Annotated in this window: 26 protein-coding genes and 1 pseudogene; 14 read left to right on the top strand and 13 right to left on the bottom strand. The window is 72.3% G+C overall.

Going from position 1 to position 26,997, the window contains the following annotated elements; all coding sequences use genetic code 11:
* Positions 1–16: 16 nt before the first annotated feature.
* Positions 17–1,546, bottom strand: a complete 1,530-nt coding sequence (cysC, locus tag FHU28_RS30240) for an adenylyl-sulfate kinase (protein WP_184688417.1) — start codon at positions 1,544–1,546, stop codon at positions 17–19.
* Positions 1,547–1,676: 130 nt separating this feature from the next.
* On the bottom strand, positions 1,677–3,224 hold the full coding sequence (locus FHU28_RS30235) for a glycosyltransferase family 2 protein (RefSeq protein ID WP_184688415.1): 1,548 nt from the start codon (positions 3,222–3,224) through the stop codon (positions 1,677–1,679).
* Between the two features lie 183 nt (positions 3,225–3,407).
* On the opposite strand from FHU28_RS30235, the gene FHU28_RS30230 reads away from it, so the two are divergent.
* From FHU28_RS30230 to FHU28_RS30210, 5 genes are all read left to right on the top strand, one after another.
* A complete protein-coding gene (locus FHU28_RS30230; RefSeq protein ID WP_030501490.1) occupies positions 3,408–4,322 on the top strand; it encodes an ABC transporter ATP-binding protein in 915 nt (304 codons plus the stop codon).
* Positions 4,315–5,196, top strand: a complete 882-nt coding sequence (locus tag FHU28_RS30225; RefSeq protein WP_184688413.1) for an ABC transporter permease — start codon at positions 4,315–4,317, stop codon at positions 5,194–5,196. The genes FHU28_RS30230 and FHU28_RS30225 overlap by 8 nt, the downstream gene beginning before the upstream one ends.
* Positions 5,193–6,152 carry an ABC transporter ATP-binding protein gene (locus FHU28_RS30220; protein ID WP_184688411.1) on the top strand — a complete coding sequence of 320 codons (960 nt, stop codon included), beginning with the start codon at positions 5,193–5,195 and terminating at the stop codon, positions 6,150–6,152. The genes FHU28_RS30225 and FHU28_RS30220 overlap by 4 nt, the downstream gene beginning before the upstream one ends.
* Entirely contained in the window at positions 6,152–6,862 is a 711-nt protein-coding gene (locus FHU28_RS30215; RefSeq protein ID WP_184688409.1) for an ABC transporter permease subunit, read from the top strand. The genes FHU28_RS30220 and FHU28_RS30215 overlap by 1 nt, the downstream gene beginning before the upstream one ends.
* A 150-nt stretch (positions 6,863–7,012) precedes the next feature.
* Complete coding sequence (locus FHU28_RS30210) at positions 7,013–7,444, top strand: hypothetical protein (protein ID WP_184690050.1); 432 nt, start codon at positions 7,013–7,015, stop codon at positions 7,442–7,444.
* Positions 7,445–7,506: 62 nt separating this feature from the next.
* Here FHU28_RS30210 and valS read toward each other — a convergent pair whose 3' ends face one another.
* The 5 genes from valS to FHU28_RS30185 all read right to left on the bottom strand — a co-directional run bounded on the left by valS (position 7,507) and on the right by FHU28_RS30185 (position 16,011).
* The gene (gene valS / locus FHU28_RS30205) at positions 7,507–10,071 is read right to left on the bottom strand and encodes a valine--tRNA ligase (RefSeq protein WP_184688407.1); all 2,565 of its coding nucleotides are present in this window, start codon (positions 10,069–10,071) and stop codon (positions 7,507–7,509) included.
* A gap of 151 nt (positions 10,072–10,222) precedes the next feature.
* Complete coding sequence (locus tag FHU28_RS30200; protein ID WP_184688405.1) at positions 10,223–12,196, bottom strand: ABC transporter ATP-binding protein; 1,974 nt, start codon at positions 12,194–12,196, stop codon at positions 10,223–10,225.
* The gene (locus FHU28_RS30195; protein WP_184688403.1) at positions 12,193–14,013 is read right to left on the bottom strand and encodes an ABC transporter ATP-binding protein; all 1,821 of its coding nucleotides are present in this window, start codon (positions 14,011–14,013) and stop codon (positions 12,193–12,195) included. The genes FHU28_RS30200 and FHU28_RS30195 overlap by 4 nt, the downstream gene beginning before the upstream one ends.
* Before the next feature lie 37 nt (positions 14,014–14,050).
* Positions 14,051–14,563, bottom strand: coding sequence for a methylated-DNA--[protein]-cysteine S-methyltransferase (locus FHU28_RS30190; protein WP_116508550.1), 513 nt, complete (start codon positions 14,561–14,563; stop codon positions 14,051–14,053).
* Positions 14,560–16,011, bottom strand: a complete 1,452-nt coding sequence (locus FHU28_RS30185) for an AlkA N-terminal domain-containing protein (protein ID WP_184688401.1) — start codon at positions 16,009–16,011, stop codon at positions 14,560–14,562. The genes FHU28_RS30190 and FHU28_RS30185 overlap by 4 nt, the downstream gene beginning before the upstream one ends.
* A gap of 242 nt (positions 16,012–16,253) precedes the next feature.
* On the opposite strand from FHU28_RS30185, the gene FHU28_RS32930 reads away from it, so the two are divergent.
* Positions 16,254–16,718 carry a hypothetical protein gene (locus FHU28_RS32930; protein WP_260413211.1) on the top strand — a complete coding sequence of 155 codons (465 nt, stop codon included), beginning with the start codon at positions 16,254–16,256 and terminating at the stop codon, positions 16,716–16,718.
* 176 nt (positions 16,719–16,894) lie between these two features.
* On the opposite strand, the pseudogene FHU28_RS30180 reads toward FHU28_RS32930, so the two are convergent.
* Positions 16,895–17,668, bottom strand: a pseudogene (locus tag FHU28_RS30180) (EamA family transporter); the annotation flags it as partial.
* 92 nt (positions 17,669–17,760) lie between these two features.
* Here FHU28_RS30180 and FHU28_RS30175 point away from each other — a divergent pair.
* From FHU28_RS30175 to ychF, 3 genes are read left to right on the top strand one after another with little or no spacing between them, the layout of a single operon-like run.
* Entirely contained in the window at positions 17,761–18,273 is a 513-nt protein-coding gene (locus tag FHU28_RS30175; RefSeq protein ID WP_184688397.1) for a MarR family winged helix-turn-helix transcriptional regulator, read from the top strand.
* 30 nt (positions 18,274–18,303) lie between these two features.
* Positions 18,304–19,050: a Type 1 glutamine amidotransferase-like domain-containing protein gene (locus FHU28_RS30170; RefSeq protein ID WP_184688395.1), complete on the top strand. Its 747-nt coding sequence runs from the start codon at positions 18,304–18,306 to the stop codon at positions 19,048–19,050.
* 58 nt (positions 19,051–19,108) lie between these two features.
* The gene (gene ychF / locus FHU28_RS30165) at positions 19,109–20,194 is read left to right on the top strand and encodes a redox-regulated ATPase YchF (RefSeq protein ID WP_184688393.1); all 1,086 of its coding nucleotides are present in this window, start codon (positions 19,109–19,111) and stop codon (positions 20,192–20,194) included.
* Between the two features lie 20 nt (positions 20,195–20,214).
* Here ychF and FHU28_RS30160 read toward each other — a convergent pair whose 3' ends face one another.
* The 3 genes from FHU28_RS30160 to FHU28_RS30150 form a co-directional block, all read right to left on the bottom strand.
* Positions 20,215–20,727, bottom strand: a complete 513-nt coding sequence (locus tag FHU28_RS30160; RefSeq protein WP_260413209.1) for a tyrosine-type recombinase/integrase — start codon at positions 20,725–20,727, stop codon at positions 20,215–20,217.
* Positions 20,728–21,012: 285 nt separating this feature from the next.
* Positions 21,013–21,633: a hypothetical protein gene (locus FHU28_RS30155; protein ID WP_184688391.1), complete on the bottom strand. Its 621-nt coding sequence runs from the start codon at positions 21,631–21,633 to the stop codon at positions 21,013–21,015.
* Positions 21,634–21,784: 151 nt separating this feature from the next.
* The gene (locus FHU28_RS30150) at positions 21,785–22,108 is read right to left on the bottom strand and encodes a hypothetical protein (RefSeq protein ID WP_184688389.1); all 324 of its coding nucleotides are present in this window, start codon (positions 22,106–22,108) and stop codon (positions 21,785–21,787) included.
* A gap of 152 nt (positions 22,109–22,260) precedes the next feature.
* On the opposite strand from FHU28_RS30150, the gene FHU28_RS30145 reads away from it, so the two are divergent.
* The 5 genes from FHU28_RS30145 (at position 22,261) to FHU28_RS30125 (ending at position 25,663) form a co-directional block, all read left to right on the top strand.
* The gene (locus tag FHU28_RS30145; RefSeq protein WP_083791297.1) at positions 22,261–22,620 is read left to right on the top strand and encodes a transposase; all 360 of its coding nucleotides are present in this window, start codon (positions 22,261–22,263) and stop codon (positions 22,618–22,620) included.
* On the top strand, positions 22,617–23,330 hold the full coding sequence (locus tag FHU28_RS30140) for an IS3 family transposase (protein ID WP_184683714.1): 714 nt from the start codon (positions 22,617–22,619) through the stop codon (positions 23,328–23,330). The genes FHU28_RS30145 and FHU28_RS30140 overlap by 4 nt, the downstream gene beginning before the upstream one ends.
* A 201-nt stretch (positions 23,331–23,531) precedes the next feature.
* A complete protein-coding gene (locus FHU28_RS30135; protein ID WP_116509105.1) occupies positions 23,532–24,602 on the top strand; it encodes an IS110 family RNA-guided transposase in 1,071 nt (356 codons plus the stop codon).
* A 25-nt stretch (positions 24,603–24,627) separates the two neighbouring features.
* Positions 24,628–24,864, top strand: a complete 237-nt coding sequence (locus tag FHU28_RS30130) for an IS3 family transposase (protein ID WP_116509107.1) — start codon at positions 24,628–24,630, stop codon at positions 24,862–24,864.
* Positions 24,865–25,144: 280 nt separating this feature from the next.
* Complete coding sequence (locus FHU28_RS30125) at positions 25,145–25,663, top strand: HAD domain-containing protein (RefSeq protein WP_073829334.1); 519 nt, start codon at positions 25,145–25,147, stop codon at positions 25,661–25,663.
* 27 nt (positions 25,664–25,690) lie between these two features.
* Here FHU28_RS30125 and FHU28_RS30120 read toward each other — a convergent pair whose 3' ends face one another.
* Together FHU28_RS30120 and FHU28_RS30115 are read right to left on the bottom strand one after the other, a co-directional pair.
* Positions 25,691–26,230, bottom strand: a complete 540-nt coding sequence (locus tag FHU28_RS30120; RefSeq protein ID WP_184688386.1) for a phosphoheptose isomerase family protein — start codon at positions 26,228–26,230, stop codon at positions 25,691–25,693.
* Positions 26,231–26,239: 9 nt separating this feature from the next.
* Entirely contained in the window at positions 26,240–26,770 is a 531-nt protein-coding gene (locus tag FHU28_RS30115; protein ID WP_184688384.1) for a hypothetical protein, read from the bottom strand.
* Positions 26,771–26,997: the final 227 nt, after the last annotated feature.

Below are 26,997 nucleotides of genomic sequence, written 5' to 3'. Positions count from 1 at the left end.
GGTACGCGGCCGGCGGTCAGGCGGGTTGGAGGCGGGGCTCCACCCAGCCAGTCTCGGTGAGGTGTTCCATCACCCGGCCGATGGCCTCCTCGACGGACAGGTCGGAGGTGTCCACCACGAGATCGGCGTCGGTCGGCTCCTCGTACGGGTCGTCGATGCCGGTCATCCCGGTGAGCAGGCCGGCCCGGGCGCGGGCGTACAGGCCCTTGCGGTCGCGCTGCTCACAGACTTCGAGCGGCGTCGCCACGTGGACCAGCAGGAAGCCCGCGCCGGCCGCCTCGGCCATCTCCCGCGCGTTGGCGCGGGCCGCCGCGTACGGCGCGATCGGGCAGCAGATGCCGACCCCGCGGTGCCGGGCGATCTCGGCGGCCACCCAGCCGATCCGGCGCACGTTGAGATCCCGGTCGGCCTTGCTGAACCCGAGCCCGGCGGAGAGCTCCCGCCGCACCACGTCGCCGTCGAGCAGCGTCACAGTGCGGTCGCCCTGCTCGCGGAGCACGTCGGCCAGGCCCCGGGCGATGGTCGACTTGCCCGAGCCGGACAGCCCGGTCAGGAAGATCACCAGACCCCGGTACCGCCGCGGCGGGCGGGCCCGGACCAGTTCCTTCGCCACCGCCGGCGGGGTGTGCCACTCGGGCAGCGGGAAGCCCCGGTCCAGCAGGTCGTCGATCTCCTCCGCGCTCAGCGCCAGCCGGCGGTTGCGCGGCGGGATGTCCTCGCGCCAGCGCCACTGCCCGTCCCGGTTGTCGTAGGCCAGCTCGCGGGGCACCAGCACGCGCAGGCCGGCGCCGGAGAGCATGCCCTCGGTGGAGAGCAGGTGGGTCACGCCGTACGCGGCGGCGACCCGCGCCCGCAGCAGCGCGTCGCTGATCTCGTCGCGCCGACGGGCCAGCGGCACCGCCACCAGCGTCGCCGGGGGCATCCGGTCGCGGGCGGCGAACACGGTACGCACCAGCGCCTCGGACGGCAGACCACCGCTCGACCCCTCGCCCACCGGGATCAGCACCAGCAGGTGCGCGCCGAGCGTGCGGGCCGCGTGCGCGATCTGCGCCAGTTGCGGGCGGTGCAGCGGACGGTCGGCGAAGACCCCGAGCACCCGGCCCGGCGGCAGCAGGCCGCGTACCTCCTCCGGGCCGCGCCGCAGGCGCTGGAACGGTCCGTGGCCGCCGTCGCCCAGGCGGCGTACGGTGCCACCGACGCCCACCATGCCCTCACGGCCCGGCCAGACGTCTGTCACGTCCATCGCCGCCACCGGCGCACCCTCGCCGTCGGTGAGCACCACCGCCCGGCGGGCCGGGTCCGCCGGGTCGAGCCCGTCGGCCAGCGCGGCCGGCACCTGGAGCGTCACCGGCACCGGCCACGGCGTGCCGTCGGCCAGCCGGCCGCGCCGGCTCAGCGAGGTCAGGTCGGCCCGGCTCATGAAACCGGTGAGCGGCGCGTACGCCCCACTCAGCAACAACTGGAGATCGGCCAGCTCAGCGGGCCTGGGCGCGTACGACGGCGCATCCCGCAGAACGTCCTCGGGCAGCAGCCACCCGTTGCTCATCGAACCCCCAACTCGCCGGCCGGCACACAGTTTCGCAGCCCACCGGCGATCGGTCGAGAGCGCCACCCGGCCTCCCGGTAATCGCGCGTTCCGGCGAGAGCGCCGAGGACGAACCGGGGTCATCGAATCCTTACCGGCGGGCCGCCGCCGGTCGATCGTGCGAACGGCTCCCGGCGCGCGCCGTCCGGCCGAGCGTGCGATCCCGGATCCGCCGGACCGCCCGCCGGATCCGGGCGCGGAGCCGGCGCGGGTCCTCCACCCGGGGCGGGCCGCCGTCGGCCGCGCAGCGCACCACGAGCGGCAGGTTCGCGTCCAGGGCCCACCCGGCCTGGATCACCCGGGCCCGGACCTCCCAGGTGCCCCGGGCCCGGCCTCCGTCGAGCGCCGCGAAGTCGACGGTGGCGGTGCTGCGGTGGCAGACCTGGCCGTCGGCGGCCGGCTCGGTGGTGGCGTCGACCGGCAGGAAGAACTCCTCCCGGGTCTCCCGGCGGCGGATCACGACGTCGGTCCTCGCCCCGCCGGCCCGCATCACGACACCGTCGGGCGTCGCCTCGGCCACCGGGAGCACCGGCAGCCCTCGCTCGTCGAAGCGCAGCGGCTCGTCGCCGGCGCGCAGGTGGGCGGAGACGGCGACAGTCAGCGTCCGTCCCTCCACCTGCCACCGGTCGACGGCGGCGTGGGCCCGGACACTCACCTCCCACTCCGCCAGCCGGCGCAGGTCCGCCATCCGCCCCTGCGCGGCGAGATGGGCGATCACCTGGTACATCGGCGGCACCCCGGCGACGGCGTCCGGCGCGACACGCTCCTTCACGAGCTGCCCCACCTCGTCCGCCACCTGCTCGACCCAGTGCTCCGGCGCGCTCAGCAGGGCCTGCCCGCGCAGCCGGTTCAGCATCTCCTTGCGCAGCCAGCGCCGGTGCAGCCGGAGGCGGGCCGCGGCCGGCGGCCGGTGGGCGTCCACGATGTCCAGCGCCTTCCGGAGGGCCGCGTAGTACTCCGCCGGGTCCATCCGGGTGGCGGTGACGTTGCCCGCGTCCTCCCGGCGGGCGTGGTGGTAGCAGGGGTGGTCGGCCAGCACGCAGACCCGCTCGGCGAGCAGATAGGCAGCCGCCATCAGCCGGTGGTCCTCCAGGCGTCGCGGACGGCCCTCCGGGAACCGCAGCCCGTGCCGGTCGAGGAAGGACCGCCGGAACAGCTTGTGGCAGGTCATGCTGTCGGCCAGCGGCGCGTTCGCCAGCGTGGCGTCGAACCGGTTCTCCCGGAACAGCTCCCGCGGTACGCCCCGCCGGTGCCCGATCATCCGCCCGATGACGATGTCCGCGTCGTGGTCGTGGGCGCAGGCGTGCAGGCGGGCCAGCGCCTCGTCGCCGAACCAGTCGTCGTCGTCGGCGAAGAAGACGTACTCGCCGCGCGCCTGCTCCAGCCCCTGGTTGCGCGGGTGCGACGGCCAGCCCGAGTGCTCCAGGTGCAGCACCCGTACCTGCGGGTCGGCGGCGGCCAGCTCGTCCAGGCGACGCGGCGTGTCGTCGGTCGATCCGTCGTCGGCGAAGATCACCTCGTATCCGCCGGGCGGCAGCCCCTGCCGCGACAGCGACGCGACAAGCGGGTCGAGGTGGGCCCCGCAGTTGTACGTGGGCACCACGACGCTCACCGCCGGCCGGTCGGTTCCCCCGCTCATACCGCCCCCTACGGTCCGATCGGACCGGGGCGCCCGGTCCGTTCCGCCCACACACGGTGGCAGCTTCCTCACGCCGCCGCTACCCCGTCCCGGGCCACCTAGGGGGCCCGGAGCCGAGGGATCAGGGGATCGCCCGGGTCAGGACGGGCTCCGGCGCGGCGCCGGAGTCCTACGCTGAACGGCGTGACACTGCTCGCGACCGAGTCGCTGACCAAGACGTACGGAGGCCGGGTCACCGCGTTGGCCGACCTCACCGTGTCGGTCGAGCCGGGGATCATCGGGCTGGTGGGCGCGAACGGCGCCGGCAAGTCCACTCTGATCAAGATCCTGCTGGGTCTGCTCCCGCCGACCAGCGGCCGGGTACAGGTGCTCGGCCTCGACCCGACCACCGATCCGGCCGCGGTCCGCGCCCGGGTCGGCTACATGCCCGAGCACGACGCCCTCCCGCCCGACCTGTCCGCCGCCGAGCTGGTCACCCACCTGGGGCGGATCAGCGGGCTGCCGCGCACCGTCGCCCGGGAACGCGCCTCCGAGGCGCTGCGCCACGTCGGCCTGCACGAGGAGCGGCACCGGGCCGTCGGTGGCTACTCCACCGGCATGAAGCAGCGGGTCAAGCTCGCCCAGGCGCTCGTACACGATCCCGATCTGCTGCTGCTCGACGAGCCGACCAACGGCCTCGACCCGGCCGGCCGGGACGCCATGCTCGCGCTGATCCACCGGATCGGCACGGAATTCGGCATCTCGGTGGTGGTCTGCTCGCACCTGCTCGGCGAGGTGGAGCGGATCTGCGACACGCTCGTCGCCATCGACGGCGGCCGGTTGCTGCGCGCGGACCGGGTGTCCGCCATGACCACCGCCACCGACGTGCTCGCCGTCGAGGTGAGCGAGGGCACCGACGAGCTGGCCGCCCGGCTCGCCGCGCTCGACCTGCCGGTGACCCGCGACGGGCGGCTGCTGCTCGTCCCGCTCGCCGACGACGCCACCTACGACCAGATCCTCGGCGCGGTCGCCGAGCTGGACCTGCCGCTGCACCGGCTGGACCAGCGGCGGCACCGGGTGGCCGAGCTCTTCGCCACGAGGGAGCCCAGCCATGTCTGACGCAACCGGGGTCATCCACGACATCGGCTACCAGCGCTACACCGGGCCGCGGCTCGGCCGCCGGCAGGTCTTCGGCGCGCTCTACGCGCACGGTGTGCGTACCGTCTTCGGGTTCGGCCGCAGCGCCAAGGCGAAGATCTTCCCCTGGCTGGTGGTCGCCGTGGTCACCGTCGTGGCCGCCGGGCTCACCGCGGTACGCAGCCAGATCGGCGAGGTGGTGATGACGTACGCCCAGTTCGCCGACGCGATGAGCTGGCTCGTCATCTTCTTCGCCGCGGTGGCCGCGCCCGAGCTGGTCTCCCGCGACCTGCGCAGCGGCGTGCTGCCGCTGTACTTCTCCCGGCCGCTGCCGCGCGGCGACTACGCCCTGTCCAAGCTACTGGCGCTCGTGACAGCGCTCTGGCTGCTGCTCGGCGGCCCCCAGCTGGTGATGTTCCTCGGCGCCGCGTTCACCGCGAACCGGGGCGTACGCGGGGTGTGGGACGAGCTGCTCGACCTGCTGCCCGGCCTGCTCTACGCCGGGCTGTGGGCGGTGGTGTTCGGCTCGATCGCCCTGCTGGTCGCCTCGCTCACCGGCAAGCGCGCGTTCGCCGCCGGCGGCATCGTGGCAGTCTTCCTGATGACCACGCCGGTGGTCGGCGTACTGAGCATCCTGCCGTCGACCACAGTCAACGAGCTGGCGTTCCTCGCCTCGCCGCCGACGCTCGTCGCCGGCGTGGGCAACTGGGCGCTCGGCGACGCGCTGACCCAGGGCCAGGGCGGCGGCATCCCGATCGGCGACTTCGGGCCGGTCTACGCCGCGGTCGCCGTGCTGCTGGTCGCCGGCTGCGTCAGCCTGCTGCTCCTGCGATACCGGAAGGTGGCCGCCCGATGACGGCGATCAGCACCCAGTCGACGGCCGGCGCGCCCGCCACCGCGACGAGCACGCTCGACCTGGCGGGCGTCTCCCGCTGGTACGGCAACGTGGTGGCGGTGAACGACGTCACCATGCGGCTCGGCCCCGGCGTGACAGGTCTCCTCGGCCCCAACGGCGCCGGGAAGACGACGCTGCTGCACATGATGGCCGGCTTCCTGTCGCCGTCGCGCGGCACGGTGACGCTGGACGGGGCGCCGACCTGGCGCAACCCCGCCGTCTACCGGCAGCTCGGCCTGGTCAGCGAGCGCGAGGCGGTGCACACGTTCCTCAGCGCGTACGAGTTCGTGCTGGCGAGCGCGAAGCTGCACCAGCTGCCCGACCCGGAGGCGGCGGCGCGGCGGGCGATCGAGCTGGTCGAGATGGAGGACGCGCAGAACCGCCGCATCGGCACCTACTCCAAGGGCATGCGGCAACGCACCCGGGTCGCCGCCGCGCTGGTGCACGACCCGCAGGTGCTGCTGCTCGACGAGCCGTTCAACGGGATGGACCCGCGCCAGCGGCTGCACATGATGGCGCTGCTGCACCGGCTCGGCGACACGGGACGGACCATCCTGTTCAGCTCGCACATCCTGGAGGAGGTCGAGCAGGTCTCCGGCACCGTCCAGGTGATGGTCGCCGGCCGGCTGGCCGCCTCCGGCGACTACCGGACCATCCGCCGCCTGATGACCAACCGGCCGCACGTCTTCGCGGTTCGCTCCACCGACGACCGCGCCCTGGCGGTGGCGCTGATGGCCGAGGCGTCGGTCTCCGGCGTCGAGCTGGGCCGTACCGGCCTGACCGTCAAGGCCGGCGACTACGGCGCGTTCACCCGGGCCCTGCCCCGGATCGCGCTCCGGCACGGCATCCGGGTCCGGCAGTTGTTGCCGGAGGACGAGTCGCTGGAGAGCGTCTTCTCGTATCTGGTGGAGGCATGATGTCGACAGTCACCTGGATCACCGCGCGCGGCCTGTTCGGCCGGAGCCGGTTCCTCATGCTGCTGCCGTTGCCGCTGATCCTGATCGGCCTGGCGGTGCTCTGCCGGTCGCTCGGCGTGGACCCGGGCCAGTGGGGGCCGCCGGTGCTCGTCGGCCTCGGCCTGGCAGTGGTGCTGCCGGTGGTCGCCCTGGTTGTGGGCACCGGCGTGCTGGGCGCGGAGATCGACGACGGCACCGTGGTGCACATCCTCACCAAGCCGCTGCCGCGCTGGCAGATCGTGCTGCCGAAGCTGGCGGTGGCGGCCGGCGTCAGCGCGGTCACGGTGGGCATTCCGATCTACGTCGCGGGCGTGCTGGCCGACTCGGTACGCCTCGGACTCGCGCTGGTCGTCGCCTCGGCGGCGGGCGCGCTGGCGTACTCGGCGTTGTTCCTGGCGTTGAGCCTGGTGACCCGGCGGCCGGTGCTGCTCGGCCTGGTCTACGTGCTGATCTGGGAGGGCCTGCTCGGCCGGTTCGTCGGCGGCACCCGGGTGCTGTCGATCCAGCAGTGGGTGATCGCCCTGGCCGACAAGATGGCGCCGACGCCGCTGCTCGGCACCAGTGTCTCGGTGCCGGTCGCGGCGGTGCTCACCGCGCTGGTGGCGGTCGGTTTCACCGTGCTGGCGATTGACCGGTTGCGCTCGTTCAGCGTGGCCGGCGAGACGAGCTGATCCCCGGGGCGGAACCCGTTTTCCGGCGTTCGCGACGGAAAACGGGTTCCGCCCTGCCGTGTCCGGTCTGCTAGTTTGCGGCGGCTACGACACCGACACGGGGAGAACACCTTGCGTTCAGCTCGACTCGCCCTGCTCGCTCCGGCCGCGGTGGCGATGATCGTCATGTCCGGCTGCGGCGACGACACGCCCTCGGCCGGGTCGGCGGCGCCCTCCGCGCCGGCCGCCACGTCCGTGCCGCCGGTGACCCCGGCTCCGGCGGGTCTCGACGCCGCCACCCGGACGACCTGCGCGACGGCGGAGAAGGACATCACGGCCGCCCTGAAGGAGGTGGCCGAGGCGGAGAAGATCGGCCCGCCGGCCGGCCATTCCGCGGTCAGCGCGCAGTACTCGGCCGGAGCGGCGACGCTCTACACGCACGCCTTCACAAGCAGCGACGAGGTCAACAGCGCGGTGAAGGGCGTCGCGACCGAGATGGCCGACCTCGCCGACGCCTGGGCCAAGGCGCCGGGCAAGGCGCCGAGCAGGGCGGATCTCACCGCCGCCCGGGACAAGCTCAAGGCGGCCTGCGCGGCCGACTGAGCCACGCACCACCGAGGGGCGGCCGGCGTCACGCCGGCCGCCCCTCGTGTGCGCGGAGCTGGTCAGAACGCGCAGGCGATGACCAGTTCGGTGGTGCGGTCGGGCAGCAGGTCCAGCTTCGCGATCCGGCCCGCCGCCCGCAGGTCGTCGGCGACCGTGCCGAGCTTGTCGAGCACCGCCGCCGGTCCGAGCGCCTCGGCCAGCGGCACGTCCGCCTTCATCGACAGCTTCCGTTCCGACTTGGCGCGGCGCACCTGACCCAGCGCGTCCGCGGCCAGCCGGAGCAGCTCCGGGTCGCCCGGCGCCTGCGTCGCGCGGCCCACCTCGTACGTGGTCGGCCACGGCGCGCGGTGCACCGAGCCGTACCGCCACCACGACCAGACCTCCTCGGTGACGAACGGCAGCACCGGCGCGAACAGGCGCAACTGCACCGACAGCGCGGTTGCCAGCGCCGCCCGGGCCGAGTCCGCCGCCGGCCCGGTGCCGTAGGCGCGCTCCTTCACCAACTCGATGTAGTCGTCGCAGAACCGCCAGAAGAACGCCTCGGTGGCCATCAGGGCGGCTGTGTGGTCGTACCCGTCGAAGGCGGTGGTCGCGGTCGCGACCACGCCGGACAGTTCGGCGAGCATCGCGGTGTCCAGCGGTTGCGTCGCCGCGGCCCGCAGCGCGTCGGCGGCGCCCAGCCCGAGCGCGAACCGCGACGCGTTGAGCAGCTTGGTGGCCAGCCGGCGGCCCACCTTGACCTGGGCGGGGTCGAAGGCGAGGTCCGTGCCCGGCTTGCCGTTGGCGGCCCAGTAGCGGACCGCGTCGGACCCGTTCTGCTCCAGCAGCGCCATCGGCGTGACCACGTTGCCCTTGGACTTCGACATCTTCTTGCGGTCCGGGTCGAGGATCCAGCCGGAGAGCACCGCCGTGTGCCAGGGCAGCGTGCCGTGCTCCAGATGGGCGCGGGCCACTGTGGCGAACAGCCAGGTACGGATGATGTCGTGCCCCTGCGGGCGCAGGTCCATCGGGAAGACCCGGGCGAACAGGTCCGGATCGCTCTCCCAGCCGCCGACGATCTGCGGGGTCAGCGAGGAGGTGGCCCAGGTGTCCAGCACGTCCGGGTCACCTGTGAAACCGCCGGGCACGCCGCGCTGCGACTCCTCGTATCCGGGCGGCGGCTCGCTGCTCGGGTCGATCGGCAGTGTCGCCTCGTCCGGTGTGAGAGGGTGGGACCAGTCCGGCTCGCCAGTGTCGTCGAGCCGGTACCACACCGGCACCGGCACGCCGAAGAACCGCTGCCGGCTGACCAGCCAGTCACCGGTGAGGCCACCCACCCAGTGCTCGTACCGGTGCCGCATGTGCTCCGGCACCCAGCGCAGCTCCCGCCCCCGGGCCAGCAGCTCCGCCCGCAGGTCGGCGTCCCGGCCACCGTTGCGCAGATACCACTGCCGGGTCGAGACGATCTCCAGCGGCCGGTCGCCGCGCTCGTAGAACTTCACCGGGTGGGTGATCGGACGTGGCTCGCCCACCAGGTCACCCGCGTCCGCCAGCAGCTCCACCAGCGTCCGCCGGGCGCCGTTGACGGTCTGCCCGGCCAGCGCCGCGTAGGGCTCCGCCGGCACGCCGGCCGGCGGCTCCGGCAGCAGCCGCCCGTCCCGGCCGATCACCACCCGGGTGTCCAGCCGCAGCTCACGCCACCAGGTCACGTCGTTCAGGTCACCGAACGTGCAGACCATCGCGATGCCCGTGCCCTTGGCCGGGTCCGCCAGCGGGTGCGCGCGCACCGGCACCTCGACCCCGAACACCGGGGTACGCGCAGCCGCGCCGACCAGGTCCGCGTACCGCTCGTCGTCCGGGTGGCAGACCAGCGCCACGCAGGCCGGCAGCAACTCCGGCCGGGTGGTGTCGATCAGCACCTCGCGGCCGTCCGGACCGGTGAACCGCAGGCGGTGGTACGCGCCCGGCCGCTCCCGGTCCTCCAGCTCCGCCTGCGCCACAGCGGTGCCGAACCCGACGTCCCACAGCGTCGGCGCCTCGGCCTGGTACGCCTCGCCCCGCGCCAGGTTGCGCAGGAACGCGCGCTGGCTGGCCGCGCGGGCCGCCGACCCGATCGTGGTGTACGTCAGCGACCAGTCCACGGACAGCCCGAGCCGCCGCCACAGCGCCTCGAACGCCTTCTCGTCCTCCACCGTGAGCAGTTCGCACAGCTCGATGAAGTTGCGCCGGGAGATCGCCGTCGGGTTCTTCCGGGCCGCGTCGTCGACCGGCGCGGCCGGCGGTCGCCAGTCCCTGTCGTACGGCAGCGCCGGGTCGGGGCGCACGCCGTACACGTTCTGCACCCGGCGTTCGGTGGGCAGCCCGTTGTCGTCCCAGCCCATCGGGTAGAAGACGGTCCGCCCGCGCATCCGCTGGAACCGGGCCACCGCGTCGGTGTGGGTGTACGAGAAGACGTGCCCCATGTGCAGCTCGCCCGACACGGTCGGCGGGGGAGTGTCGATCGCGTATACGTCCGACCGCTCCTTTGTGCGGTCGAACGCGTACGTCCCGTCGGACTGCCAGCGGCGGGCCCAGGTCTCCTCGAGGCCGTCCAGGCTCGGACGCTCGGGGACGCCGCCGCGGGCGCTGATCGTCGTGTCGGTCATCAGCCGATGGTAGGCAGCCCGGCTGCCCCGATCCACGACTTTCCCCACCCTGCGCGTCCGCGCCGATCTTGCACTTGCCGCCCCGGCACAAGCCGCTTTTGGGGCATCCCGTGGGCCGTAAGTGCAAGATCGGCGAGGGCCAGAGGGAGGGTTAGAGGAGGGAGTCGCGCCATTGGCGGTGCAGGGCGGCGTAGCGGCCGTCGGCCGCGACCAGTTCGGCCGGTGGGCCGTCCTCCACGATCCGGCCGCCGTCGAGCACCAGCACCCGGTCCGCCGTCTCCACGGTGGACAGCCGGTGGGCGATGACGAGCGCGGTCCGGTCGCGCAACACCTGGTGCAGCGCCCGCTGCACCAGCCGTTCGGTCGGCACGTCCAGCGCCGAGGTCGCCTCGTCCAGGATCAGCACCCGGGGGTCGGCGAGGAACGCCCGGGCGAACGCGACGAGCTGCCGCTGCCCCGCGGAGAGCCGGCCGCCGCGCCGGTGCACGTCCGTGGCGTACCCGTCGGGGAGCGCGGCGATGAAGTCGTGCGCGCCGATCGCCCGCGCGGCCGCGACCACCGCCTCGTCGTCGGCGTCCGGCCGCCCGAACCTGATGTTGTCGGCCACGGATCCGCTGAACAGGTGGGTCTCCTGGGTCACCAGCACCACCGCCCGGCGCAGCTCGGCGTCGGCCAGGTCGCGCAGGTCCACCCCGTCCAGGTCGACAGCGCCCGCGTCCGGGTCGTGGAACCGGGCCAGCAGTTTCGCGACTGTGGACTTCCCGGCGCCGGTCGGCCCGATCAGCGCCACTGTCTGCCCGGGCGGCACGGTCAGGTCCAGGCCGGACAGGATCGGCGTCTGCCGTCGGTAGCCGAAGTCGACGGCGCGGAACGTCACAGCCCCGCGCGGCGACCCGGCCGGCAGCGGCACCGGGTCCGCCGGTTCGGCCACCGCCGGACGCTCGTCCAGCACCCCGGCCAGCTTCTCCAGCGCGGCGGTCGCCGACTGGAGCGCGTTGTAGAACTGGCTCAGCTCCTCCATCGGCTCGAAGAACCGGCGCAGGTAGAGCAGGAACGCGGCGAGCACGCCCACCTCCACGCCGCCGCCCAGCACCCGCCACCCGCCGTACCCGAGCACCACCGCCGTGGTCAGGTTGCCGATCAGCCGGATACCCGGCGAGTAGATCGCGATCAGCCGGAACGCGCGCAGGCTGGAGCGCCGGTAGTCGTCGTTCACGGCGGCGAAGATGCGCTCGTTGCGGGGCTCCCGGCGGTACGCCTGCACCGCCCGGATCCCGCGCAGCGACTCGACGAAGTGCACGATGACCAGCGCCACCGCCTCCCGGGTGCGCCGGTACGCGCCCGCCGAGGCGCGGGCGAACCAGCGCGACAGCATGAACAGGAACGGGAAGGCCAGCAACGTCACCGCCGCCAGCGGCGGGTCTAGCCAGAGCAGGATGCCCGCCACGGACAGCACCGACAGCCCCGCCATCACCAGCTTGTCGATGCCCCCGTCGACCAGCTCGGCGATCGACTCCAGGTCGCTCGTCAACCGGGCCACCATCCGGCCGGAGGTGTAGCGCTCGTGGAAACCGACGTCGAGGCGGAGGAAATGCCCGTACACCCGTCGTCGCAGGTCCAGCAGGACGGCCTGGCCGATCCGGGCGGCGAGGCTGAGGAACGCGCGCCGGGCCGCGTACTCGACGGCGGTTGCGACGACGAACGCGGCGGCGACCGCGATCAGCGGGCCGGGATCGCCTGACCGCAACGGCCCGATGCCCCGGTCGATGCCGAGCATGACGAGGTACGGCCCGGACATCGCGGCGGCGTTCTGGGCCAGCAGCAGCGCCACCGCCAGCCCCAGCGCACGCCGGTGCGGGCGCAGCAGTTGCCGCAGCAGCAGCCGGCTGCGGGCGCGGAGCCGGGTCACCGCCGCCGGGGAGGAGTCCTCGGCGCGGCTGCGGTCGGCGTCCGGGTCGGTGGCCCGTCCGCGCCAGCGGGAGAGGTCGTCGCGTCCGCCGGTGCGGTTCGCGTCGTCGTGGCGTGCACCGGTTGCGTCGTGCGACCTCCGGTGCCCGGCGGTGCGCGCGCCGGTGTCGCCTGGCGCGTCGCGGGGCCGGGGCACCCGCGGCGCGCCGCCGGTCACGAGCGCACCAGACCGACGCCGTCGGAACGGCGCTCCGGCTCGGCGGAGAGCACCGCCCGGTACGCCGGTACCCGGGCCAGCAGCTCCGAGTGGGTGCCGACGGCGACGATCCGGCCGCTGTCCAGCAGCGCCACCCGGTCCGCCAGCGCCACAGTGGATGGGCGATGCGCCACCAGCAGCGCCGTGGTGCGGCTCTCCCGCAGCACCCGGCGCAGCGCCGCCTCCACGAGCGCCTCGGTGTGCACGTCGAGCGCGGAGAGCGGATCGTCGAGCACCAGCAGGGCGGGCCGCCCGAGCACCGCGCGGGCCAGCGCGAGGCGCTGCCGCTGCCCGCCGGACAGCGACAGCCCCTGTTCGCCGACCCGGGTGGCCAGCCCCCAGGGCAGCTCGTACGCGAAGTCCGCCTGCGCCAGCGCCAGCGCCGCCCGGACCTCCTCCTCGCCCGCGTCCGGCCGCCCCAGCGTCAGGTTCTCCCAGACCGACATGGAGAACAGGGTCGGCTCCTCGAACGCCACCCCGACCAGCCGGCGCAGCGAGCCGAGCCGCAGGTCACGCAGGTCGCGCCCGTCGACTGTGATCCGGCCGCCGGTCACCTCGTGCAGCCGGGGGACGAGCGACAGCAGCGTGCTCTTGCCGCAGCCGGTGACGCCGACGATCGCCATCGTCTCGCCCGGCTCGACGGTCAGGTCCAGGTCGTGCAGCACCGGCGCCGAGGTGCCCGGGTAGCGGAAGGTGACCCCCTCGAAGCGGAGCCGGCCGCGTACGTCGGCGCGATCCAGCGACCGGGCGTGCGGCGCGTCCACGATCGTCGGCCGGGTGTCGAGCACCTCCTGGATCCGGTCGGCTGCGGTGGCGGCCTCCTGACCGTTGGCGATGATCCAGCCGAGCGACTGCACCGGCCAGATCAGCATGAGCTGAAGGCTGACGAACGCGACCAGCTCCCCGATGGACATCCCGCCACCGGCGACCGCGGCCGCGCCGGTCACCAGGACCGCGCCGAGGGTCAGGTTGGGCACCAGGTCGAACAGCGCCGAGGTGCGGGCCAGCAGCCGCGCCTTGCCGATCCCGGTGTCGTGCAGCCGGCGCGCGCCGACGGTGAACCGGGCCGCCAGTTCCGGCCCTCGCCCGTAGGCCCGCATGGTGCGCAGCCCTTGCGCGGTCTCCTCGACGAGCGTGGCGACGTCACCCTGCTGGTCCTGCATCCGGCGCGACGCCGCGTGGTAGTGCCGGGCGAAGCGGCGGCTGATCAGGAACAGCGGTACGGCGCTGGCCGCGACGAGCGACCCCAGCCAGGGGTGCAGCCGGATCAGCAGCACCACCACGGCGGCGTAGGTGATCAGGTTGAGCACCAGGAACAGCAGTCCGAAGGAGAGGAACCGCCGGATCACCGAGAGGTCGCTGGTGATCCGGGACAGCAGTTGGCCGGACTGCCAACGGTCGTGGAAGCCGGCCGGGAGGCGTTGCAGGTGGGCGTAGATGTCGGCGCGGATGGCCGCCTCCATGCCGACCGAGGACGACGACTGGGTCCACCGGCGGATGAAGATGAGGACCGCCTCGGCCAGCCCGAGCAGCAGCGCGAGGCCGCCGAGCCGCAGCAGCCCGGCCTCGTCGTGCCGGGCCACCGGCCCGTCGACCACCCGCTGCACCACGAGCGGAACGGCCAGGCTCGCCGCGGTGGCCGCGAGCGCCGCCACCAGCAGCCAGGCGAACTCGGTCGCGTACGGGCGCAGGTAGGACCGCAGCCGCCAGAGGTTGCGCAGGGGCTGGGACCGGGCGTCGATATGCGCCGCGGGGTTGCCGTCGCTGGGCGCGGGCACTACCCGACGGTAGCCGTCGGGGGTGACGTTTCCGCTGTCAGCTAGCCGTCACCCGTCCCTCATGCCCGAGAAGCCACTTCTTCACGTGCAGGCCCCAGCGGTAGCCGCCGAGCGTGCCGTCGGTGCGCAGCACCCGGTGACAGGGCACGAAGAGCGCTGCGGCGTTGCGCGCGCAGGCCGCCGCGGCGGCGCGGACCGCGGCGGGTCGCCCGGCCAGTGCGGCGAACCCGGTGTAGGTGACCGGATCGCCGGGCTTGACGTCGCGCAGCACCTGCCAGGCGTGCGTCAGGAAGAGCCCGCCGCTGTGCTGCTCCACCGGGATCGCGTCGATCGCGGCGAGGTCTCCGTCCAGGTAGGCCCGTACGGCAGCGGTCACCGGCCCGAGGTCGGCCCGCTCCCGCAGGTCGCCGCGCAGGCTCTGGTGGGTCAACGGCGCCAGGGCCGCCGGGTCGGGCGTGAAGCCGGCCGCGCGTACCGCGCCGTCGGGGCCGGCGAGCACGCTCAACGGGCCGACGGGTGTGTCGATGACGGTGCTGTCCACAGTGCTCATGCTGCTCTCCAGAGTCGGATCGTCGCGTAGGACCGCCAGGGGCGCCAGCGGTCGGCGTACGCGAGCAGGGTCTTCGGGGTGTCGGGCAGGCCGAGCGCGGTTGCGCCGCGGCGTACGCCCAGGTCGGTGGTGAGGGCGATGTCGGGGTCGCCGAGTGCGCGCATGGCCAGGTAGCCGGTGGTCCACGGGCCGACGCCGGGCACCGCTGCCAGGAGCCGGACCGTCTCCTCCCGGTCGCCCCCGGGTTCCAGGTCCAGCTTCCCGTCGGTGACGGCGCGGGCCAGCGCCCGGATCGTCTCCCGGCGGGCCGCCGGCATCCGGAACGCCGGGTCCGGCGCCGCGAGCACCTCCGCCGGACCCGGGAACGCCACCAGGCCGTCCGCCGGGTCGTCGGTGCCTGAACCGCTCGCCGACCGGGTGGCAGAGAGCAGGCGGGTGAGCGTGGTCCGCGCCGAACTCAGCGAGACCTGCTGGGTCACGACGGCGCGGACGGCCAGCTCGAAGCCGTCTACCGCGTGCGGGAGCCGGACGCCTGGCTCGGCCGCAACTGCCGGGGCCAGCGCCGGGTCGGCGGCCAGGGTGGCGTCCACCGCGACCGGGTCGGCGTCCAGGTCGAGCAGGCGGCGGCAGCGGGCCACCGCGGGGGCCAGGTCACGCATGTCGGCCAGCTGCAGCGTGGCGGCCACGTGCCCGTCGGACGGGGTCAGCGCCACCGTGCCGGGACCGTGCGGCAGGCGCACCGCCCGGTGGTAGGTGCCGTCGCGGACCACCTCGACGCCGGGCAGAGCGCGCAGCGCGAGGAAGTCCAGCAGCGCGACCGCGTGCAGTGGTGGCCGGTACGCCAGCCGCAGCGAGAGCGTGCCCGCCCCGGTGGCCGAGGCCGGGCCGCGTCGCCCGGCGCGCAGCTCGGACGGGGTGCCGCCGTAGACCTCACGGAGCGTCTCGTTGAACTGCCGGACGCTGCCGAACCCGGCGGCGAAGGCCACCTCGGCCAGGCCGAGACCGGTGGTCTCGATGAGGATCCGGGCGGTCTGCGCGCGTTGCGCCCGGGCCAGCGCCAGCGGGCCGGCGCCCAGCTCGGCCTGGAGCATCCGGTGCAGGTGCCGCTCGGTGTAGCCCAGCCGGCCGGCCAGCCCGGGCACCCCGTCGCGGTCGACCACGCCGTCGGCGATCAGCCGCATGGCGCGGCCGACCAGGTCGGCCCGGACGTCCCACTGGGGGGAACCTGGCGCCGCGTCCGGCCGGCACCGGCGGCACGCCCGCAGCCCGGCTCCCTGCGCGGCGGCGGCCGACGGGAAGAAGCGGACATTCTGCCGCTTCGGCGTCATCGCCGGACAGGACGGCCGGCAGTAGATCCCGGTCGACGTCACGCCGGTGTAGAACCAGCCGTCGAACCGCGGGTCGCGGCTGTCGACGGCCCGGTAACACCGTTCAAAGTCCAGCTCCATGCCCCGATCCTGCCTCGCGCTCCCCGGCCGCGGCTGGCGGTATTCGGACATGACGTGTGGCAGTCGCGCCAGCTCGGGGAGCTGGCGGTATCCCCGACCCCGGGACACCGCCACCTCGGCGAGATGGCGTGGATCATGATCGGCGGACCCGAGAAAGTGTCGTAAGTGGTCGGTACGGTCCCGCCACCAACTCAAGAAAAGGTGCGGGGCATGGCGAGCGTGGCCGGGCGGGGTGTCCGCTGATGCGATCGGGGCGGGCACCGTTGGACGCCGCGGTGGTGCAGGGCTTCTACGAGCGGATGAGGATGGTGGCGCCGGCCGCGTACGGCGCGATCGAGCGCGACCGGGCCGGTGATGCCGGTCGCCCCTTCCCCGACACCGCCTGCGGCCGGCTGGCCGGCTCGCTCGACCCGGACGGGCTGCGCGCGCTCGGCATGTGGGCGCATCACTGGTGCATGCGCTTCTACGACGACGACACCCGCGTCGGCCTGCGGCTGGTCCGGGAGATCGCCGCCCGCTCCGGCCTGGGCTGGACTGCCGACGAGGTGCGGTGGCTGCTCGACCGGTCGTACGAGGCCGGTTCCGCCGCCGCGCACCGGTTCACGCTGCCGCTGGCCGCCGCGGCGCAACTACCGGCCGGTGTGCTGCCCGAGGGCGTCGCCGCCGACCCGTGGCCGGACGACTGGCGCCGGCTGCGAGCCGGCTGACGGCGCCGCCACCAGGCCGCCGTCCCGCCGCCCGTCCGAACGCCGGCCAGCGCCGCCGTCGGGCGGTCCGCGTCGCCGGTCGGCAGCGGGCGCGACGATCGGTCCGGCAGCTGGGCCAGCACCATCGCCGCCACTGCCACCGCGAACCCGCTGAGCTGGACCGGATCCAGCACCTCGCCGAGCACCACCCAGCCGAGCGTCGCCGCGGTGAGCGGGCTCAACGCGCCGAGCACCGAGACCTGGGCCACCGGCAGCCGCGTCGCGCCACGGAACCACAGCACGTACGCCAGCGCGGTGCCGGCCAGCCCGAGCCATGCGTACCCGAGCACTGCCGGCCCGTCAGGCACGGGCGGCGCGCCCTCGACGGCGGCGGCGACCGGCACGATCATCAGGCCACCGGCGACGAGCTGCCAGCTCGTCGCGGCCAGGACGCCCACTCCGGGCGGCCGGCCCCAGCGGCGGGTGAGCACCAGCCCGGCGGCCATCGCCACGGCCCCGGCGAGCCCGGCGGCGACGCCGAGCGGGTCGAGGCCGGCACCGGGGCGCAGCACCACGAGGGCGACGCCGAGCGGGGCGGCCACGGCGGCGACCAGCGCCGGCCGGGTGGGACGGTCGCGGAGCAGGGCCACCGTGAGCACCGCGACGAGCAGTGGCTGCGCGGCGCCGAGCACGGCGGCGGTGCCGCCGGGCAGCCGGTACGCGGCGAGGAAGAGCAGCGGGAAGAACACCCCGATGTTGAGCGCGCCGAGCACAGCGGCCCGCCTCCACCAGAGGCCGTGTGGTCGCCTTCGGGTCAACGCGAGCAGCAGCAGGCCGGCCGGGAGGGCGCGGAGGGCCCCGGCCCAGAGCGGCCGGTCCGGGGGAAGGAGTTCGGCGGTCACCAGGTAGGTGGTGCCCCAGGTGACGGGGGCGGCGGCGGTCAGCGCGACGTCGGTCCAGCGGCGGTTCATGGCGCTCTTTTCTCAGCCGTAAGTATCTTAGTGCTAAGCTAATCAGGCCCGAGCGAAAAGGGGAAGTGGGACGTGGGGCACAATCGGCAGCCGTGACAGGCGACGAGGTGGACGCGATCGTCGAGCAGTGGCGGCGGGAACGACCAGGCATGCGGCCCGAGCCGATGGCCGTGTTCGGCCGCATCTACCGGCTGGCCCGGCTGGTCGGCGACGGCCAGGAGAAGGTGTACGCGGCCTGGGGCATCGGCCGTGGCGAGTTCGACGTGCTCGCCGCGCTGCGGCGCTCCGGCTCTCCGTACACGCTGGCGCCGAAGGCGCTCGCCGCCTCGCTGATGCTCACCTCCGGGGGCATGACCGGGCGGCTCGACCGCCTCGAACGGGCCGGTCTGGTGCGCCGCTCGCCGGACCCGGCCGACCGGCGGGCGCTGCGGGTCACACTCACCGACACCGGTCGCCGGGTGGTCGAGGAGTCCGCCGAGGCCGGGCTCGCGGTGCAGCGGCGGATCCTCGACGTGCTGCCCCCGGCCGACCAGGACCGGCTGGCCGACCTCCTGCGTACGCTGCTCGCCGCGGCCGACACCGACACCACCGGTCCGGCACAATGATCGCCACTGTCATCGGCCGGAAGGACGCCCGTGCCCGCCACTGAACCGACGATCGTCGCCACCAGCATGGGTTTCGCCAGTCGGCGCCGCGGCCCGTGGGACGCCCGGCCCAGCGCCCTGTTCGACCTGATGGCCGAGCTGGCCGGGGCCGGTGACGCACCCCGCATCTGCTACCTCGGCCAGGCCACCGGGGACCAGCCGACCGGGTTCACCGTCTTCTACGGCGCCTTCGCCGGCACCCGGTTCCGCGCCTCCCATCTGGCGCTCTATCCGATGCCGAACGTCGAGGACATCCGCGCCCACCTGCTCGCGCAGGACGTCATCTGGGTCGGCGGCGGCAGCGTGGCGAACCTGTGTGCGGTCTGGCGGGTGCATGGCCTGCCGGACATCCTGCACGAGTGCTGGCAGGCAGGTGTGGTGCTCGGCGGCGTCTCCGCCGGCTCGATCTGCTGGCACACCGGCGGCGCCACCGACAGCTACGGCCCGACGCTGCGGCCCTTCACCGAAGGACTGGGCTGGCTCCCGTACGGCAACGGCGTGCACTACGACAGCGAGGAGCAGCGGCGACCGCTGATGCACCGGCTGGTCGCCGACGGCACGCTGCCGGCCAGCCACTGCACCGACGACGGCGTCGGACTGATCTACCGGGGCACCCGGCTGGCCGAGGTGGTGGCCGACCGGCCGGGCGTGGCCGCGTACGAGTTGGTCCGCGCCGCGGCCGGCACCGTCCGGGAGACCCGGATCGAGCCACGCCTGCTGTCCGCCGCGGCGCAGTGACCGGCTTCGCGTACCTGCCTGCCCGGCGGTGACGGCGAGGCGCGTAAGCTGATTCGTCGTGAGTCTCACCATCGGCATCGTCGGCCTGCCCAACGTGGGCAAGAGCACCCTGTTCAACGCGCTGACCAAGAACGACGTGCTCGCCGCGAACTACCCGTTCGCCACCATCGAGCCGAACGTCGGAGTGGTCGGGCTGCCCGACGAGCGGCTGGCCAAGCTGGCCGAGATCTTCTCCTCGCAGAAGGTGCTGCCGGCGCCCGTCTCGTTCGTCGACATCGCCGGCCTGGTCCGCGGCGCGTCCAAGGGGCAGGGCCGGGGCAACGCGTTCCTCGCCAACATCCGCGACGCCTCGGCGATCTGCCAGGTGGTGCGCGCCTTCTCCGACCCGAACGTGGTGCACGTCGACGGCAAGGTCTCCCCGGCCGACGACATCGAGACGATCAACACCGAGCTGATCCTGGCCGACATCCAGACGCTGGAGAAGGCGCTGCCCCGGCTGGAGAAGGAGGCCAAGCTCCGCAAGGACCGGGCCGCCGCCGTTGAGGCAGCCAAGAAGGCGGTCGAGGTCCTCGACAACGGCGTGACCCTGTACGCGGGCGCCGCCGCCGCGAAGGTCGAGCTGGAACACCTGCGTGAGCTGCACCTGCTCACCACCAAGCCGTTCATCTACGTCTTCAACGTCGACGAGGCCGAGCTGGGCAACGCCGAGTTTCTCGACGAGCTGCGCGGCCTGGTCGCGCCCGCCGAGGCGGTCTTCATGGACGCCAAGATCGAGTCCGAGCTGGTGGACCTGCCCGAGGACGAGGCCCGCGAGCTGCTGGAGTCGATCGGGCAGTCCGAGCCCGGCCTGGACCAGCTCGTCCGGGTGGGCTTCCGGACGCTCGGGCTCCAGACGTACCTGACCGCCGGCCCCAAGGAAGCGCGGGCCTGGACCATCCCGGTCGGCGCGACCGCGCCGGAGGCCGCCGGGGTGATCCACAGCGACTTCCAGCGCGGCTTCATCAAGGCCGAGGTGGTCTCCTACCGCGACCTGGTCGAGGCCGGATCGATGGCGGCGGCCAAGGCCGCCGGCAAGGTCCGGATCGAGGGCAAGGAGTACGTCATGCAGGACGGCGACGTGGTGGAGTTCCGCTTCAACGTCTGAATCCGGCCCGTTCCCGCAGGTCAGGAGGTTGATGCCTCGCCCTGGGGCACACCTGGGGCACAACCCCACGCCTCATCGACCGCCCGGCGGGTGCGCTCCTCCGAGTCCGGCATCAGGTGACCGTACGTCGACAGGACCAGCGTCGCGTTCTCGTGCCCCAGCCGTTCGGCCACTGTAATGACCGACTCGCCCTGCATCAGCAGCACCGAGGCGTAATGGTGACGCAGGTCGTGAGTCGTGATGCTCTCCCGAAGGCCCGCCTTCCGCACAGCCGCGCCAAAGATGAGCGTGCCGTAGTAGTCATGCCGGTAGGGGCCGGCGAAGCGGGTCGTGAACAGCGTGCCGTCATCAGCCGGCGGGAACTGTGCCATGTGCGCCCGCAGCGCGTCGGCGACGACCTGGGGCAGCGGCACGATCCGGCGCGAGCGCGGTGTCTTGGGCACCGTCCGGACCTTGGACTGAGGCGCGAACTGCCACTCGATCCGCACCAGGCGCGCGGCGAAGTCGACATCCTGCACCCGAAGCGCGAGCAACCGGCGAGAATTCGCCCTCGCCCTTGGCGGCTGGATGGCACTGCCGGGTGGGGAAGACACTGGGCTGTTGATCGCCGCGTCAGTCGTGACCGACGGCTACTTCATCGCGGAGCCAGGGCTGTTGTACCGAAGCACCCGGACCAGATCACGGCCCAGAGCGACTGGAGCGCGAACGAAGAGTGGCAGCTCCGCATGCAGCTCATCGAGTCACGAGCTACCGCCTTGCAATCATCGTTCCCCGGTACTCGCAACTAACCCGCAAGCCGCTCTGCCGTCACCGCCGGCTCAGCGCAACACGAACACCTGTGTAGGTGGCCGTCGATACTCAACCGGAGCACGCCACTCCCAATGACCAGGCCGGTTATCCCCGTCGGCTTGTGGTCGATCGCAGGGGCATTGCCACGTGTCCACGTCATCGATCTCAGCAGGCGGCCAGAATCGGAACAGCACGTACTCCGCAACGGGCTCAGTGCGATTCGGATGCATCTGCTCGATGGCGAAGCGGTAGGGGCGACCAGCATGCAGCAGCAAGTCCAGGCCGATCGGCGCAGAGGAATTGCCCCGTACGGCGACGGCGCGCACGCGGTAGTCGCGAGGCACGGTGATCGTGCCGAACAGCGTCTCGGGCAGACCGCTATCGCGTGGGTTCGGCTCCAACTCAAGAGCGATGCCGGTTACCGGCCCAGGGCCGAGCCGGTCATGCTCACGGTCACGCTCGATCGCCGCGATAGCGGCGGCCTCCCGGGCCGAGTCCTGCGCTGCCTTTGCCGACACCTCGGCAGCGTCGGCTGAGCGCCGTGCCTCGCTACGTGAGCCACGCGACACCACCCAGGACAGTACCGCCACGACCACGCCGCCCAGGGCAATGAGCACGGTGATGACATTGAGCCAAGTCACCTCATCCACGGTCGCGGACTCTACCTCCGACATGGACTGTCTCGACGGATGCGGCCGACTGCCGACTGCCGACGGTGTCTAGTCCCACCACATGCTTGACAGATCCGTCCCAGCACATGCTTGCCAGATGGCCTAGTGCCGGCCGGCAGAATCTTCGCGGTCAGTCTCCGTTGAACAGGAGCTGTCGGTGGTGGGGACGTCGAGGCGCGATCTCTAGGAGCGATGCGAGCTGAAGTATCGCCTGGCCGGCTGCTCGCACTCTGTCATCCTTGGATCGCTCGATGATCGACTGAAGTTCGGTTGCCAGCCTGGCCGTCTGGCGGCTGTTGAACCAGGTGTCGTCGTAGGGGTCGACTCCGGAGAGCAACGGGTAACGGGACGGCTCCGATGCAGCCAAGGAGCAGAGAGACGCGATGCTCGCGGCGTCCGTAAGTTGCTCTACGACGACACCGCTGTACTCCCGGACCTGCACACTCATTCCCACGGCCTCATCGTGCCGGACCGGGCGATCGCCGGGTGAGCCTGGTCCTCACCGAAAGCGCCCCGATCATGTCAAGCATCTGGTGGAACGCCAGTGTCAAGCATGTCCCGTGACGGGACATGCCGACTGCCGACGGATGAGCTACCCCTGCTTTCATGGAGCTTCTTGATCATGGTCTGATGGCCGTGGGGAGGAAGTTGTCCGTGGCAGCACCGAAGAAGTACCCCGATGAGCTACGTCAGCGCGCTGTGCGTTTGTACCGCGAGTCGGATCCGAAGCCGGTGATCCGGCGCCTGGCCGAGCAGCTTGGTGTGCATCACGAGGCGTTGCGGAACTGGATCCGCCAAGCCGAGGCCGACGCCGACGAGCGTCACGACCGGCCGACCAGCGAGATGGCGGAGGAGAACCGCCGGCTGCGCAGGGAGGTCGCCGAGTTGCGGCGGGCGAACGAGATCCTGAAGGCCGCGAGCGCGTATTTCGCGGCGGAGCTCGACCCGACCCGGCGACGGTCATGAGGTTCATCCACGAACACCGTGACCAGTTCGCGGTCGCGCTCCTGCTACGGGTCCTGAACATCGGCGCCTCGACCTACTACGCGTGGGTGAAGCAGGTCGAGCAGCCCTGCGACCGCGACGTGGTCGACCTGGGTCTGGTCTCCAACATCCACGAGATCTGGGAGACATCGGGGCGCACCTACGGCGCGGACCGGGTCCACCGGCAGCTACGCCGTGACGGCATCCGCGTGGGCCGTAAGCGGGTCGAGCGGTTGATGGCGCAGCAGGGCTGGCAGGGGGCGTTTCTGCGTCGAGGCTGGCGCGGCGGCTCCACGCGCCAGGATCCCCGGCACACGCCGGCGCCGGATCTGGTCAACCGGCAGTTCACCGCCGACGGGCCGAACCGGCTCTGGGTCGCCGACGCCACCCGCATCCCCTGCGGTGAGGGCGTGTTCTGGTTGGCTGCGGTCCGCGATGCGTTCTCCCGCCGGATCGTTGGGTGGAAGACCTCCGACCGCTGCGACACCGACCTGATCCTCGCCGCCCTCGAATACGGCATCTGGTCGCGCGACGTCCGCGACGGCCAGTTGATCCACCACTCAGATCGCGGGTCGAACTACACGTCGTTTCGCTTCGCGGAACGCTTACAGGACAACGGGATCCTGCCCTTGATGGGATCCGTCGGCGACTCCTACGACTGTGAGACTTTGAGGCGCCGTCAGGCGGCCTGACTCTTGCTTACGACTGACCCCGCAGTTCGGGTGTCCTTGCTGTTGATCTGTCGTCTGCCTGGCGGTGCAGCACCAGTGGTGCTGGCCGGGCGGGCAGTGACCTCATAGGAGCCTGATCGCAGCAGGTCCCGTCACAGTCCCGTCCACCCGGCCGGCCAGCGTCACGAACCCCTGTCGCCCTGGTCTGAGCTGGAGCCCGCGATGTCAAGCATGAGCCCCGACCCGCGTCGACGTCGAGTCGTCATCGGCGTCGACACCCACAAGCACGTCCACGTCGCCGTCGCCCTGGACGACATCGGCGGCCGCCTCGACGCCCGCTCATTCCCCGCCGACCGAGGCGGCTATGAACAGCTGCTCGACTGGGCGGCCGGCTTCGAGGCGAAGAGGCTGATCTTCGCGATCGAGGGCACCGGCTCCTACGGCGCCGGACTGACCTCCGCTGTCCGACGACGGGGCCTCGGAGTCATCGAGGTCCTGCGCACCGACCGCCGCGACCGTCGGCTACGCGGCAAGAGCGACACCCTCGACGCCGAGAACGCCGCTCGCTCGGTGCTGGCCGGTAACTCCACCAGCGTCCCGAAGACCAACGACGGCATCGTGGAGATGATCCGCCAGATCAAGGTCGCCAAAGACGTCGCGGTCAAGGCCCGCACCGCCGCGATGATCACCCTCAAGGCAGTGCTGGTCACCGCCAGCCCCGAGCTACGTGAACCTCTGCAGCCCTTGTCGAAGATGGCCCTGATCGAACGGTGCGCCGGCCTGCGCCCCGGTCCGGTCACCACCGTGCTCGCCGCAACGAAACACACCCTGCGCTCGATCGCCCGCCGCTGGCAACAGCTCAACGACGAGATCAAAACCCACGAAGCGATACTCGTCGAGCTCACCGGCCAGCTCGTGCCGCAGTTGGTCGCCGCGTTCGGCGTCGGCGCCGACACCGCCGCCGAGATGCTCATCGTCGCCGGCGACAACATCGACCGGGTCCGCTCAGAACCCGCCTGGGCGAGGCTCTGCGGCGTCGCACCGATCCCCGCCTCCTCCGGCATGACCAACCGGCACAGACTCAACCGCGGCGGTCACCGCCAAGCCAACGCCGCCCTCTACCGCGCCGTCATCGTCCGCATGCAACACCACGAACCCACCCGCGCCTACGTCGCCCGCCGCACCGCAGACGGCAAGACCAAAGCTGAGATCATCCGCTGCCTGAAACGACTCCTCGCCCGCGAGATCTGGGCCCTGCTCCGCCCTCTCCGCACGACCACCATCGCCACTTGACAGCTATAGGAGCGTCAACGCGCTGATGGAGAACTTCTGGTCGACGTTGAAGATCGAACTCGTCTACCGCACCTCATGGCGGACCCGTGACGAGGCCGAGAACGCGATCTTCGCCTACATCGACGGCTGGTACAACACCCGCCGCATCCAGAAGGAACTGGGCTACCTCAGCCCAAACGAGTACGAGACCGCCTGGCACAGCCACCGAACCGAGCCAGCCGAGCCACCTATCGCCACCCCTGCACCAGCCGGCAGCAGGTAACCACCGCTCCATCAAAGCGGGGGGAACTCACCGGCCGGTGGGGCACACAGGGGGCACAAGACAGCGTCAAACGTCGTGAACCGACCACCAACGATGGCAGCCAGATACGCCGTGTGAGCAGGTGCCGACCAGCGTTCACGCTGGCGGTGGGAGTGCGGCTCTAAGTTCCGCTTCAACGTCTGAATCCGGCCCGGCTCCGCAGGTCAGTACGTCGGCCTCTCGCTCTGGGGCACACCGACGGACGAGTCGACGTGTGCTCCGGATCCGTATCGTGGCAGCCATGTCACGCGGTCTGCCTCTTCTCCTGCTGGACGTCGACGGGGTTCTGAACCCGTTCGGGGCCGACCGGTGTCCACCTGGCTACGAGGAGTTCGACTTCTTCCCTGACGAGGAGCCGGTACGACTGTGCCGCGCTCACGTGGCCTGGCTTCGGGAACTGGGTGACCGGTTCGAGATGGCTTGGGCAACCGGGTGGGGTGCCGAGGCGAACCAACTTCTCGCGCCGGTGCTACAGCTTCCACAGCTACCCGTGATCGGCTTTCCTCCGATCCCGTTCGAGCCACGGGAGAAGGTGCCTGCCATCGCCAGCTATGTCGGCTCACGACCTGCGGTGTGGATCGACGATGCGTTGACGCCGGAGGCGCATGCCTGGGCCGAGGGCCGCAAGGCACCGACGCTGTTGGTCGATGTCGATCCGGCAGAGGGGCTGACTCAAGCCGCAGTCCTCCGGGTGCTTCTTTGGGCTGAGGACTTGACAGGCGCGAGCGGAGTTGGTGACAGCAGCCCGCTTCAACGTTGAGTACGGCCCGGTGGTGGAGGCGGGCGCCTACCGGTCGGCCGTTGCGCGAGCGATCCGGGATGCCCCATGGTCGGGCAGGACGACGATGAACTGCCACGGTCCGTGCTCGACCCGGGCAAGCCCGATCGATCCGTTGACGCCAAGTGCCGCGACCATCGCGGGGTCGCCTTCGACGATCTGGTCCAGCCGGGCGTAGTGCCTGGCCAGGCTGGCGGCGGGGCCGTTGATCCATAGCTTGATCCGGGCGCCTCGGCGCAGAGCGGCGAGCAGCTCCTCGCGCATCGGCCCCGCCGCAGTCGCCAGGACCCGGTCGTGCAGGCGTTCCTGTGCGCAAGGCCGGGTCGGGGCGGCGGCGGCCTGCTGCCGGCAGGTCGGGCAGGCCGAGTCGTTTTCGCCGTCGAAGAGGTGCCGATACAACTCGATCTGATCCTCGATGAGGCCGCACAGGGTTTCCTCGCCGTTCCAGGCGTGCTGCACAACGGGTGTGAGCGGGTGGATCGCAGCGCCGAACTCGGCGGGTACCCGTGCGGTGGCGAACGACCAGCCTTCCCGATCAGCAGATGTCACTGCGCGAGGCTACCGACACGTGCTCGACGCAGCGAACGTCTTCACGTCCTGGAGCAAGCGGTCGAGGAAGGTGGCCAGGTCCGGGGCCGCCACGTCGAAGCGCGGGTCCTCCGAGGTGTAGATGCCGTCGAGGACGAGGTCGGGAGGGAGCCGGTAGACGGGCGACCCGTCCGGAGTCGCCAGCGCGTACTGTGTGCCGCCGCCGTCGCTGGCGAACACGACGACGTCGGCGTCGTGGCGGCCACGTACGCGCCAGAGGTCCCGTGCCTCGTGGACGTGGACCATGTGGGAGGCGCTGTGCAGGAAGAACCCGTTGTCGATGTCGGCCAGGTCGACGGCGTCCACCACCGCGTACAGGCCGGCAAGGACAGCGGGGACGGTGGGACGGGCGGCGGCGATCAGCGCGGCTGAGGTCGTCGCGGGCTCACTGACGGCGTTCTCGCCAGGCGGGTACCCGTAGCGGTGCTCGAAGTCGAGCACCGCGGAAGCGACCGCCTTCCGCAGATCCTCCCGCCAGGTCACCAGCCGGCCGGTATCCACGCGCGTCACCTCCGGTTCGCAGCCGCGGGTCGGGTGCGGGTCTCGTTGCATCAGGGCTGGACACTGCCACCATGAACCAGATCTGGCCAGTGCCTCTCGTCGCCGCGCTCGGCGTTGTCGGCACTCTCGGGGCCGCCATCTCGGCTCAGGTCCTGACGACGCGTCGCGAAGACCGGCGATGGGAGCTGGAACGCGAGCGGGGTCAGGAGCGCTGGGAGCGGGAGCGG

It is taken from the genome of Micromonospora echinospora (assembly GCF_014203425.1).
GTDB classification, from domain to species: Bacteria; Actinomycetota; Actinomycetes; order Mycobacteriales; family Micromonosporaceae; genus Micromonospora; species Micromonospora echinospora_A.
The sequence above is the reverse complement of the archived record's forward strand: the minus strand, read 5'-3'. Positions and strand labels throughout refer to the sequence as shown.

What these genes read in the sequence shown, in the direction of transcription:
- cysC (WP_184688417.1), bottom strand. Translation starts at nt 1,546, where the DNA reads ATGAGCAACGGGTGGCTGCTGCCCGAGGACGTTCTGCGGGATGCGCCG.
- FHU28_RS30235 (WP_184688415.1), bottom strand. Translation starts at nt 3,224, where the DNA reads ATGAGCGGGGGAACCGACCGGCCGGCGGTGAGCGTCGTGGTGCCCACG.
- FHU28_RS30225 (WP_184688413.1), top strand. Translation starts at nt 4,315, where the DNA reads ATGTCTGACGCAACCGGGGTCATCCACGACATCGGCTACCAGCGCTAC.
- FHU28_RS30220 (WP_184688411.1), top strand. Translation starts at nt 5,193, where the DNA reads ATGACGGCGATCAGCACCCAGTCGACGGCCGGCGCGCCCGCCACCGCG.
- FHU28_RS30215 (WP_184688409.1), top strand. Translation starts at nt 6,152, where the DNA reads ATGTCGACAGTCACCTGGATCACCGCGCGCGGCCTGTTCGGCCGGAGC.
- valS (WP_184688407.1), bottom strand. Translation starts at nt 10,071, where the DNA reads ATGACCGACACGACGATCAGCGCCCGCGGCGGCGTCCCCGAGCGTCCG.
- FHU28_RS30190 (WP_116508550.1), bottom strand. Translation starts at nt 14,563, where the DNA reads ATGAGCACTGTGGACAGCACCGTCATCGACACACCCGTCGGCCCGTTG.
- FHU28_RS30185 (WP_184688401.1), bottom strand. Translation starts at nt 16,011, where the DNA reads ATGGAGCTGGACTTTGAACGGTGTTACCGGGCCGTCGACAGCCGCGAC.
- FHU28_RS32930 (WP_260413211.1), top strand. Translation starts at nt 16,254, where the DNA reads ATGCGATCGGGGCGGGCACCGTTGGACGCCGCGGTGGTGCAGGGCTTC.
- FHU28_RS30145 (WP_083791297.1), top strand. Translation starts at nt 22,261, where the DNA reads ATGGAGCTTCTTGATCATGGTCTGATGGCCGTGGGGAGGAAGTTGTCC.
- FHU28_RS30140 (WP_184683714.1), top strand. Translation starts at nt 22,617, where the DNA reads ATGAGGTTCATCCACGAACACCGTGACCAGTTCGCGGTCGCGCTCCTG.
- FHU28_RS30135 (WP_116509105.1), top strand. Translation starts at nt 23,532, where the DNA reads ATGTCAAGCATGAGCCCCGACCCGCGTCGACGTCGAGTCGTCATCGGC.
- FHU28_RS30130 (WP_116509107.1), top strand. Translation starts at nt 24,628, where the DNA reads ATGGAGAACTTCTGGTCGACGTTGAAGATCGAACTCGTCTACCGCACC.
- FHU28_RS30125 (WP_073829334.1), top strand. Translation starts at nt 25,145, where the DNA reads ATGTCACGCGGTCTGCCTCTTCTCCTGCTGGACGTCGACGGGGTTCTG.